The sequence below is a fragment of the Polaromonas sp. genome (assembly GCF_031411155.1).
Taxonomy (GTDB): domain Bacteria; phylum Pseudomonadota; class Gammaproteobacteria; order Burkholderiales; family Burkholderiaceae_C; genus Polaromonas.
This window is the reverse complement of the sequence record NZ_JANOAL010000104.1, coordinates 1-9,987: the sequence shown is the minus strand read 5'-3', so window position 1 is coordinate 9,987 and position 9,987 is coordinate 1. Positions and strand designations below refer to the sequence as shown.

At 63.9% G+C, this 9,987-nt stretch carries 9 protein-coding genes and 1 tRNA gene; 6 read left to right on the top strand and 4 right to left on the bottom strand.

Annotated elements, in window-relative coordinates; genetic code table 11:
* Window positions 1-75: 75 nt before the first annotated feature.
* From RMO23_RS07360 to RMO23_RS07345, 4 genes are all read right to left on the bottom strand, one after another.
* A complete protein-coding gene (locus RMO23_RS07360) occupies window positions 76-582 on the bottom strand; it encodes a peptidylprolyl isomerase (RefSeq protein WP_309680000.1) in 507 nt (168 codons plus the stop codon).
* Between the two features lie 44 nt (window positions 583-626).
* Window positions 627-1,331, bottom strand: a complete 705-nt coding sequence (locus RMO23_RS07355; protein ID WP_309679998.1) for a peptidylprolyl isomerase — start codon at window positions 1,329-1,331, stop codon at window positions 627-629.
* Window positions 1,331-2,635, bottom strand: coding sequence for a L,D-transpeptidase family protein (locus tag RMO23_RS07350; RefSeq protein WP_309679996.1), 1,305 nt, complete (start codon window positions 2,633-2,635; stop codon window positions 1,331-1,333). The genes RMO23_RS07355 and RMO23_RS07350 overlap by 1 nt, the downstream gene beginning before the upstream one ends.
* A 67-nt stretch (window positions 2,636-2,702) precedes the next feature.
* Window positions 2,703-3,779, bottom strand: coding sequence for a tetratricopeptide repeat protein (locus tag RMO23_RS07345; RefSeq protein WP_309679994.1), 1,077 nt, complete (start codon window positions 3,777-3,779; stop codon window positions 2,703-2,705).
* Between the two features lie 329 nt (window positions 3,780-4,108).
* On the opposite strand from RMO23_RS07345, the gene cysS reads away from it, so the two are divergent.
* The 6 genes from cysS (at window position 4,109) to RMO23_RS07315 (ending at window position 9,786) form a co-directional block, all read left to right on the top strand.
* On the top strand, window positions 4,109-5,500 hold the full coding sequence (gene cysS / locus RMO23_RS07340; RefSeq protein ID WP_309679992.1) for a cysteine--tRNA ligase: 1,392 nt from the start codon (window positions 4,109-4,111) through the stop codon (window positions 5,498-5,500).
* 52 nt (window positions 5,501-5,552) lie between these two features.
* Window positions 5,553-6,263: a DNA-3-methyladenine glycosylase 2 family protein gene (locus RMO23_RS07335; protein ID WP_309679990.1), complete on the top strand. Its 711-nt coding sequence runs from the start codon at window positions 5,553-5,555 to the stop codon at window positions 6,261-6,263.
* Between the two features lie 10 nt (window positions 6,264-6,273).
* Window positions 6,274-7,251, top strand: a complete 978-nt coding sequence (locus RMO23_RS07330; RefSeq protein ID WP_309679988.1) for an acetyl-CoA carboxylase carboxyltransferase subunit alpha — start codon at window positions 6,274-6,276, stop codon at window positions 7,249-7,251.
* 28 nt (window positions 7,252-7,279) lie between these two features.
* Window positions 7,280-8,260 carry a tRNA lysidine(34) synthetase TilS gene (gene tilS / locus RMO23_RS07325; protein WP_309679986.1) on the top strand — a complete coding sequence of 327 codons (981 nt, stop codon included), beginning with the start codon at window positions 7,280-7,282 and terminating at the stop codon, window positions 8,258-8,260.
* 126 nt (window positions 8,261-8,386) lie between these two features.
* Window positions 8,387-9,673 carry an aspartate kinase gene (locus RMO23_RS07320; protein ID WP_309679984.1) on the top strand — a complete coding sequence of 429 codons (1,287 nt, stop codon included), beginning with the start codon at window positions 8,387-8,389 and terminating at the stop codon, window positions 9,671-9,673.
* A 20-nt stretch (window positions 9,674-9,693) separates the two neighbouring features.
* Window positions 9,694-9,786: transfer RNA gene (locus RMO23_RS07315), tRNA-Ser, on the top strand.
* The last annotated feature ends 201 nt before the right edge of the window (window positions 9,787-9,987 follow it).

Here is a 9,987-nt window from a genome sequence, read left to right as displayed (position 1 = left end):
GGATGCCTGCAGCGTGATCTGCCGCCGTGACGCGGATGTCTGACCCCAAATCTGCAAAATCTGCAAAATCTGCGTTTAGAGGGCGACGGCTTTTTCAATCACGACGTCGGTTTGCGGCACATCGCTGTGGCCGCCCTTGTTGGCGGTCTTGACGGCTTCGATCTTGTCGACCACGTCCATGCCCGCAATCACCTTGCCGAACACGGCGTAGCCCCAACCCGATGCGTTCGGTGCGGTGTGGTTGAGGAAATTGTTGTTCGACGCGTTGATGAAAAACTGCGAGCTGGCCGAATGCGGCGCATTGGTGCGCGCCATCGCGACCGTGTATTTGTCGTTCTTCAGGCCGTTGCCGGCTTCGTTTTCGATTTCGCCGTCGGTGGCCTTTTGCTTCATGCCGATCTCGAACCCGCCGCCCTGCACCATGAAGCCGGGAATCACGCGGTGAAACACGGTGTTGGCGTAGTGGCCCTTGTTGACGTAGCTCAGAAAGTTGGCGACGGTCTTGGGCGCCTTGGCGGCGTCGAGTTCGAGCGTGATGACGCCGTGGTCCTTGATGTGGAGTTCTACTTTGGGGTTGCTCATGGGGGGCCTCTGTGTTGAAGTGGGTGGGTTGGTCGACCAGTTGATTAGTTGACCAGGGTTGCGGATTTGATGAGAACCGGCGTCTTGGGCACGTCGGTGGGGAAGGGGCCGGCCGCGCCGGTGGGCACGGCCTTGATCCTGTTGACCACGTCCATGCCGCTCACGACCTTGCCAAACACGGTGTAGCCGTAGAGTTCGGAGGCGCCCAGCAACTGCGCGCGCGGCACGTTTTTGTAGACCTTGCCCTGGTAGCTGAACTCGGCCACCGGGTCACCGGCGGGAATCGGCGTCGGGTTCAAGAACTCGTTGTCCTTGACGTTGATGAAAAACTGCGCCGAAGCGGAGTTGGGGTCGCCGGTGCGGGCCATGGCCAGCGTGCCGACGAGGTTTTTGTCGCCGCCCTTGGCCAGCGCTTCGCGGCCTTCGTGGGCAATCGGCGCGCGGGCGGGCTTTTGCGCATAGCTGGCATCAAAGCCGCCGCCCTGCACCATGAAGTTGCTGATGACGCGGTGAAAAATCGTGCCGTCGTAGTGCTTGTCCCTGACGTACTGCAAAAAATTGGCGACGGTTTTGGGCGCCTTGTCGGGGTAGACCTCGACCACGAAATCGCCTTCGCTGGTGGCAAACTTCACCCTGGGCGCGGCCTGCGCCAGCGCCGGGGCCGCGGCGATGCAGGCCAGCGACAGCGCGCTGGCGGCCAGCACCCTGCGGCGCAAGGCGGTGAACGGGGCAGGTGGTGGCAGGGCCATCAAACAGTTCCTTCAAAAAATATCTTCCACTGGCTGCCGTGGCGGCTCCAGTACTGGCGCTTGACGCGGCCGGTTTTGGCGCCCTTGACCAGTTCGGCAAAGGTCACCACCATGGTGTCGTTGCTGTCGGTCCAGCGCAGGTAGGACACGTCTTTGAGCTCGATGCCGCGCCCGCCCAGTTGCTTGAGTTCGGTTTGCAGCGCCGGCTGCCATTCGGTCAGCGTTTTGCCCAGGGTGTTGAAGTCGGGCGCGTACCAGCTGGTCAGGCGGGCCACGTCGCCGCTGGACTTGGCGCTGTGCCAGGCCTGCAGCGCGTCTTCAAACTGCTTGCTGTCGGCCTTGAGCGACTGCGGCGCCACCCATTTGAGGCTGGGCGCGATCACCACCGGCGTGCTGCGGATTTCCACGGTCTTGATGATGCGGGCCAGATCGGGGTTGGCAATGACCACGCAACCGTCGGTGGACAGCGGCGCGCGCGAATACTGGTCCGAGGGCGTGCCGTGCAGCCAGATGCCGCCGCCGGTTTTGCCGCGCTTGAGGTCGAGCTGGTTCGGGTAGTTGATCGGCAGCGCGCCCGAGCCGTAAAAGTCCTTGAGCGATTTCGGGTCGAGGTTGCTGGTGATGAAGTAGACCCCGAGCGGCGTGCGCTGGTCGCCCTCGACGTTTTTTTCGATGCCCAGTTTGCCGACCGAGATGTAGTAGTCGGCGACCAGCTTGAGGCCGTCGCTGCCGTTTTCAAACAGGTACAGCCGCGAGCGCGACGCGTCCACTGCAATCGCATGGCGGCTGCGCGGCGACAGCGCCAGAAACTGCGACGGAATCGCGCCGCTGGGTGGGCGCTCGCGCAGCGCGCGCAGGCGCAGCTGCGACTCCTCGCGCAGCTCGGCAAGCTGCTGCGCGGCCGATTTGGCCGTGGTGTCGGGCACATCGCCCAGGGTGCGCAGCGGGCGCGTCTGGCCCGACAGCAGATCGCCATACACCAGCTGCGCCAGCTGGAAGTTGGGATGGTCCCTGACCAGGTTTTCGGCCTTGCGCAGGGCCTGCCGGCTGTCGGCCTGGCCGATCAGTTTGTAGACTTCGATCAGCCGGGCTTCCGGCTCACCGTCGCGGACTTCATGCCGGACCGGGCTGCGCGCGGCGGCGTGGCTGGCGACGGCGGGGCGCATGGCCGCGGCCTGGCGCGGTGCCTGCGCCTTGGCCGGGACCCTGGCCTTGGCCCTGGGGCCGCTGTCGGCGTGCGCGGACGGCAACGCCAGCGCCAGGCAATGCGCGATCAAAAAAAGAGTTGCCGAAGTCCTTTTCATGGGGACTCTCAGAAAAAACTGCCGGGATGCAAGCGGGTGCCCGACAGACCCGTACGTAAGCCGTTCATCAGCCGCCCGTCGATTCCTTGACGATGACCCAGCGCTCGCCGACCTTGGCCAGGTCCAGCGTCTTGCGGCTCGAAATGTTCAGCGAATCGGCGCTGTACTCCTGCTTGAACCTGGCGGTGGCCTTGCTGTCCTGCACCGCGATCGCCAGGCCGGAGAGTTTGACGCTGATGCGTGACTTGCCGACGATGCGGGTGCGGCGGTCTTCTTCCCAGCTTTTGCGCGACTGCTTGCCGGGGGTGTCGAAGTTCTGGCCGTAGCTGCCCAGGTAGGCGCTCATGTCTTTGGCGGCCCAGGCGTCGGCCCAGGCGCGCACGGCGGTTTCAACCTGTTTTTCGGCGCCAGTGTCGGCAGCCGGGGCAGGTTTGGCCACAGGCGCGGGCGCGGGCGCGGCCGGTGCGGTGGCCACGACCGGCGGCGCAACGGGTTTGACAGCGGCCACGGCGGGCGGCACCGCCACAGGCGGCACCACGGCCGGGGCCGGCTTGGCCACCACCGCGGGCGTGGCCGCCGCGGCCGGCGCGGGCTTGGCGCCGCCTTTGGTGTCGGCAGAGAACAGGGTGCGGATCAGCGCCAGCTTGGGCTGCACGCCGGTGTTGCTGCCGTCCAGCTGCAAGGCCTTGCTGTAGGCCTGGCTGGCGAGGCGGGCGTATATGTCACCGAGGTTTTCGTGGGCGGTGGCGTAGCTGGGGTTGGTGCGTATCGCCATTTCCAGCGCGGCCCTGGCCTTGTCGAACTGGCTCTGGCCGGCATACAGCACGGCCAGGTTGTTATACGGCTCGGGCAGCTCGGGGTAGTCCTGCGTGATCTGGGTGAAGGTGGCAATCGCGTCGCCGGTCTTGCCGGTTTCGGTCTGGATCACGCCCTTGAAAAAACGCATCTGCGGGTCGCGCGGCTTGCCGGCCAGCGACTGGTCCACCTTGGCCATGGCCTCGGGGTAGCGGCCGCCGCGCATCAGGGCGTTGACATCGGCATAGTCGTCGGCCTGGACGGCACCCACGGACAGCGTGGCCGCCAGACAAAGCAGGCGCAGGGCAGTGGACAGGGGCTGGCGTGAAAAGAGGGCTGGCAGGGGCATGAAAACTCTCGCTATGGTGGGGAGGCCTTGGGGCCCGGGCAAACTTGAAAAAACCGGCAAAAGCTTGTCATGGGCCGCTAACTACCAGGGCAGTATATAAAACGGGCGGCCTGGCCGCGGATCCGCTGCTTGGCCGGGGGCCATGGCGCCGTGTCAGCCCGGCTGGCTATACTGGCAGATTGTAGCTGAGGGGGTATAGTTCGCAGCCGTCCGGATTTTGCCCTGGCCGGGTGCCCGCAGTGCCAGCCAGACACAGTTTTTTTCAGTTTTCCCCTCTGACCCGTTGATCGCCAGACCGGTTGACCTCAGGCCACGCATCCAGCCCATCCATGAGCCTTCGCATTTACAACACGCTGTCGCGTGAGGTTGAAGAATTTTCGCCCCTGATCCCCGGCCATGTGCGCATGTATGTGTGCGGCATGACGATTTACGATCTTTGCCACATCGGTCATGCGCGCATGATGATGGCCTTTGACGTGGTGCAGCGCTGGCTCAAGGCCAGTGGCTTGCAGGTGACGTACGTGCGCAACATCACCGACATCGACGACAAGATCATCAAACGTGCGCTCGAACGCGGCATCACCATTCGGGCGCTGACCGACGAGATGATTGCCTTCATGCACCAGGATATTGGCGCACTGGGCATAGAGCCGCCCAGCCTGGAGCCGCGCGCGACCGAGTACGTGCCGCAAATGCTGCAGATGATAGGCACGCTGGAGGAAAAAGGCCTGGCTTACCGGGCTTCCAGCGGCGATGTGAACTACGCGGTCCGCAAATTCAGGGGCTACGGCAAGCTGTCGGGCAAATCGCTCGACGAGCTGCGCGCCGGCGAGCGCGTGGCGGTGCTGGACGGCAAGGAAGACCCGCTGGACTTCGTGCTCTGGAAGTCCGCCAAGGCCAGCGAACCCGAGGACGCGAAGTGGGACAGCGCGGCGCTGGGCCATGATTACGGCATGGGGCGGCCTGGCTGGCATATCGAATGCTCGGCCATGAGTTGCCAGACGCGCGGTGAGACCTTCGACAGTCACGGCGGCGGCGCTGACTTGCAGTTTCCGCACCAAGAAAACGAGATTGCCCAGAGCGAGGGCGCCAACGGCCAGCCGCTGGCGCGCTTCTGGATGCACAACGGCTTTGTGCGCGTGGACAACGAAAAAATGTCCAAGTCGCTGGGCAATTTTTTTACCATCCGTGAAGTGCTGCGGCAGTACGACGCCGAGACGATTCGCTTCTTCATCGTCCGGGCGCATTACCGCAGCGCGCTCAATTACAGCGACGCGCATCTGGACGACGCGCGCGGTGCGCTCAAGCGTCTGTACACCGCGCTCGACCTGGTCAGGCCTGCCGAGGTGGCGATTGACTGGGCCAGCCCGTTTGCCGCCCGCTTCAAGGCCGCCATGGACGAAGACTTTGGCACGCCCGAGGCGGTGGCCGTGCTGTTTGACCTGGCCGGCGAAGTCAACAAGACCCGGTCGGCCGAACTGGCAGGCCTGCTCAAAAGCCTGGGCGGCTGCCTGGGGCTGCTGCAGGGCGAGCCCGGCAGCTACCTGCAGGCCGGCGTGGGGCTGGATGACGCCAGCATCCAGAGCCTGATTGCGCAGCGCGCAGCCGCCAAGCGGGCAAAAAACTTTGCCGAGGCCGACCGCATCCGCAACGACTTGCTGGCCCAGGGCATTGTGCTGAAGGATTCATCCGCCGGCACCACGTGGGAGGCAAAGGTGTGAGTTTTTTAAGCCATTTCGGCCTCCAGCCCCTACAGAACGGGCGCAAGCCGCTATGAAAAATATAGTAAAGAGCGGCCCCGCCAGCGTCGAACTGGCCGAGGTGCCCGAGGTCACCACCACGGTACCGGCCTACTGGGCCGAGGCCTGCCGGCATCTGGTCAAGAAAGACCGGGTCATGAAACGGCTGATTCCGCAGTCGGGCGATGCCGCCCTGCAGGCGCGCGGCGACGCCTTCAGCACGCTGGCGCGCAGCATTGTCGGGCAGCAGATTTCCGTCAAGGCGGCCCAGACCGTCTGGCACCGGTTTGCCGCGCTGCCCAAAAAGATGACGCCGGGCCATGTGCTCAAACTCAAGGTCGACGACATGCGGGCGGCGGGCCTGAGCGCGCGCAAGGTCGAATACCTGGTCGACCTGGCGATTCACTTTGACGCCGGCACGGTCCACGTCAAGCAGTGGGAGGCGATGGACGACGAGGCCATCATCGCCGAGCTGGTGGCGATTCGCGGCATTGGCCGCTGGACCGCCGAGATGTTCCTGATTTTTTACCTGATGCGCCCCAACGTGCTGCCGCTGGACGATGTGGGACTGATCAACGGCATCAGCCAGAACTATTTTTCGGGCGAATCCGTCAGCCGCAGCGATGCGCGCGAGGTGGCCGCCGCCTGGGCGCCGTATTGCAGCGTGGCAACTTGGTATATTTGGCGTTCGCTCGATCCCCTGCCGGTCCTGGGGACCGAGCCGGTTAAAGTTTCAAAAGCCTGAGGAGCAGCACATGGCAAAAAAGACCTTCCTCGATTTCGAGCAGCCGATTGCGGACCTCGAAGGAAAAATTGAAGAACTGCGTTACGTGCAGACCGAGTCCGCCGTCGATATTTCCGAAGAAATCGACCAGCTGGCCAAAAAGAGCCAGCAACTCACCAAAGACATTTACAGCGACCTGACCCCGTGGCAAGTCACCAAGATCGCCCGCCATGCCGAGCGCCCTTACACGCTCGATTACATCAACGAAATCTTCACCGATTTTGTCGAGCTGCACGGCGACCGGCATTTTGCCGACGACCTGTCCATCGTCGGCGGCCTGGCCCGCTTTAACGGCACCGCCTGCATGGTGCTGGGCCACCAGAAAGGGCGCGACACCCGTGAGCGCGGCCTGCGCAATTTCGGCATGACCAAGCCCGAGGGCTACCGCAAGGCGCTGCGCCTGATGAAAACCGCCGAAAAGTTCAAGCTGCCGGTGTTCACCTTTGTCGACACGCCCGGCGCCTATCCCGGCATCGACGCCGAGGAGCGCGGCCAGTCCGAAGCCATCGGCCGCAATATTTTTGAGATGGCGCAACTCGAGGTGCCCATCATCACCACCATCATTGGCGAAGGCGGCTCGGGCGGCGCGCTGGCGATTTCGGTGGCCGACCAGGTGGTGATGCTGCAGTATGCGATTTACTCCGTCATCAGCCCCGAAGGCTGCGCCTCCATCCTCTGGAAGACCTCCGAGCAGGCGCAAACCGCCGCCGAGGCATTGGGCATCACCGCGCACCGGCTCAAGGCGCTGGGCGTGATCGACAAGATCGTCAACGAGCCGGTGGGCGGCGCGCACCGCGACCACAAGCAGATGGCCGCCTTTTTGAAGCGGGCGCTGGGCGACGCGTTCCGGCAGGTCAGCGATTTGAAGGTCAAGGAGCTGCTGGACCGACGCTATGAGCGCCTGCAAAGCTATGGCCGTTTTAACGACATCAAAGCCGACGCCAAGTAGGCTTTCAGCCGACAAGGGTTCTGAGGTGATGAACCCGCCAAACTCGTTGAATCCGGCGCTGGTGGCGCTCGATTCCCTTCCCCTCGTTGTTTCCCTGGCGGCGCCCATCGGCGTGGCTTACAGCGGCGGCGCCGACTCCTGCGCCCTGCTGCTGGCGGCCGCCGAACGCTGGCCCGGCCAGGTGCGGGCCCTTCATGTGCACCACGGGCTGCAGCCTGCGGCCGATGATTTTGTGCGCGTCTGCGAATCGGTGTGCACCGGCCTGACGCTGCCGCTGCAGGTGCTGCAGGTCGATGCGCGCCATGGCCCCGGCGACAGCCCGGAAGATGCGGCGCGGCGCGCGCGCTACACGGCCTTGGCCGCTGCCGCCAGGCAACTCCGTCTGCAAGCCGTGCTGCTCGGCCAGCATGCCGATGACCAGGTCGAAACCCTGTTGCTGGCGCTGAGCCGCGGCGCCGGGCTGCCCGGCCTGTCGGCGATGGCGCCAAGGTTTGAACGCGACGGCGTGACGTTTTACCGGCCGCTGCTGCAAACGCCGGCCGCCGCCCTGCGCGACTGGCTGGTGCGCCAGCAGATTGCGTTTGTCGACGACCCGAGCAATAGCGATGAGCGCTACACCCGCAATCGCATCCGGGCGCGCCTGCTGCCGGCGCTGGACAGCGCCTTTCCGCGGTTTCGCCAGACCTTTGCGCGCAGCGCAAGGCATGCCGCGCAGGCGCAGGAATTGCTGGTGGAAGTGGCGCAGGAAGATTTGGACCGGGTCGGCAACCCGCCCGCCATCCAGGCGCTGCAGGGCCTGTCGGCGGCGCGGCAAGCCAATGTGCTGCGCCACTGGCTGCTGCGGGCGCACCAGGCCACGCCCAGCACCGCCCAGCTGGCGCAGTTGCTGGGCCAGATTGCCGCCTGCACCACCCGGGGCCACCAGCTTCACCTCAAGGTCGGAAGCGGGCATATCACCCGCGCCGGAGCCGTGCTGCGCTACACCCCTTTGGGTGATAAGGCCGGCTAACTAGGTAGTAGTCCTAGGTATAATTGCAGGCTTTGCTGGTGGCACCGAGAAGCTGCCGAAGCGCTGTAGTACGCGCGGTTACGCAAAAACAAATGTTCGCAACCAACCCCTGACTGACATCCTGCAATGGCTTTGATCGTTCATAAATACGGCGGCACCTCGATGGGCTCGACCGAGCGTATCCGCAATGTGGCCAAGCGCGTCGCCAAGTGGGCGCGGGCCGGCCACCAGATGGTCGTGGTGCCCAGCGCCATGAGTGGCGAAACCAACCGCCTGCTGGGCCTGGCCAAAGAGCTGTCGCCCAGCCGCCCCGCTGACGCCTACCACCGCGAACTGGACGCGCTGGCCGCCACCGGCGAGCAGGCCTCCAGCGCGCTGCTGGCGATCGCGCTGCAGGCCGAAGGCATGCCCTCGGTCAGCTATGCCGGCTGGCAGGTCGCCATCAAGACCAACAGCGCCCACACCAAGGCCCGCATCGAGTCGATTGACGACAGCAAGGTGCGCGCCGATCTGCAGGCCGGCAAGGTCGTGATCATCACCGGTTTTCAGGGTGTGGACGAGGGTGGCAACATCACCACCCTGGGCCGCGGCGGCTCGGACACCTCGGCGGTGGCGATTGCGGCCGCTTTAAAAGCGCATGAGTGCCTGATCTACACCGACGTGGACGGCGTTTACACCACCGACCCGCGCGTGGTGCCCGAAGCGCGCCGCCTGCATACGGTGAGCTTTGAAGAGATGCTGGAGATGGCCTCCATGGGCTCCAAGGTGCTGCAGATTCGCTCGGTCGAATTTGCCGGCAAGTACAAGGTGCCGCTGCGCGTGCTGTCCAGCTTCACCGAATGGGATATCGACATCAACGAAGAAGCCAAATCAGGCACTTTGATCAGTTTTGAGGAAGACGAAAACATGGAACAAGCCATCGTATCGGGCATCGCTTTCAACCGCGACGAAGCCAAAATCTCCGTGCTCGGCGTGCCCGACACCCCGGGCATTGCCTACCAGATCCTGGGTGCCGTGGCCGACGCCAACATCGAAGTCGATGTGATCATCCAGAACATCAGCAAAGAGGGCAAAACCGACTTCAGCTTTACCGTGCACCGCAACGACTATGCCAAGGCGATTGACTTGCTCAAGACCCAGGTGCTGCCCAAGCTGGGCGCGCAGGAAGTCACCGGCGACGCCAAGATCTGCAAGGTCAGCATCGTTGGCATCGGCATGCGCAGCCACGTCGGCATCGCCAGCAAGATGTTCCGCGTGTTGAGCGAAGAGGGCATCAACATCCAGATGATCTCCACCAGCGAAATCAAGACCTCCGTCGTGATCGACGAAAAGTATATGGAGCTCGCCGTGCGCGCCCTGCACAAGGCGTTCGACCTCGACCAGATACCAGCGGACAGTGCTAGACAGTCGTGACATAATAAAGCCAGATTTCCGGAAACGTGACCGAGTGGCCGAAGGTGCTCCCCTGCTAAGGGAGTATGGGGTGTAGAGCCTCATCGAGGGTTCGAATCCCTCCGTTTCCGCCAGATAGCAATCAAAAATGGACCTTCAGGGTCCATTTTTGTTGCCCGCTTGCGCGGCGCTGGTCATGCTCCCGGCCCCGTTGTCCCCGGCCACGTCCGCGAATGTCGATGGGCCCGGCATCGCCGCAGCAAACCCAGTAAAGTCAAGTCCACTCGGGCACGTCGCCCGCTTTTTGAACGAACGCGCGATCATCCATTGGAGCC

Excerpts from the sequence above, each read along its gene's own strand:
- RMO23_RS07360 (WP_309680000.1), bottom strand. The coding sequence starts at position 582 with ATGAGCAACCCCAAAGTAGAACTCCACATCAAGGACCACGGCGTCATC.
- RMO23_RS07355 (WP_309679998.1), bottom strand. The coding sequence starts at position 1,331 with ATGGCCCTGCCACCACCTGCCCCGTTCACCGCCTTGCGCCGCAGGGTG.
- RMO23_RS07350 (WP_309679996.1), bottom strand. The coding sequence starts at position 2,635 with ATGAAAAGGACTTCGGCAACTCTTTTTTTGATCGCGCATTGCCTGGCG.
- RMO23_RS07345 (WP_309679994.1), bottom strand. The coding sequence starts at position 3,779 with ATGCCCCTGCCAGCCCTCTTTTCACGCCAGCCCCTGTCCACTGCCCTG.
- cysS (WP_309679992.1), top strand. The coding sequence starts at position 4,109 with ATGAGCCTTCGCATTTACAACACGCTGTCGCGTGAGGTTGAAGAATTT.
- RMO23_RS07335 (WP_309679990.1), top strand. The coding sequence starts at position 5,553 with ATGAAAAATATAGTAAAGAGCGGCCCCGCCAGCGTCGAACTGGCCGAG.
- RMO23_RS07330 (WP_309679988.1), top strand. The coding sequence starts at position 6,274 with ATGGCAAAAAAGACCTTCCTCGATTTCGAGCAGCCGATTGCGGACCTC.
- tilS (WP_309679986.1), top strand. The coding sequence starts at position 7,280 with ATGAACCCGCCAAACTCGTTGAATCCGGCGCTGGTGGCGCTCGATTCC.
- RMO23_RS07320 (WP_309679984.1), top strand. The coding sequence starts at position 8,387 with ATGGCTTTGATCGTTCATAAATACGGCGGCACCTCGATGGGCTCGACC.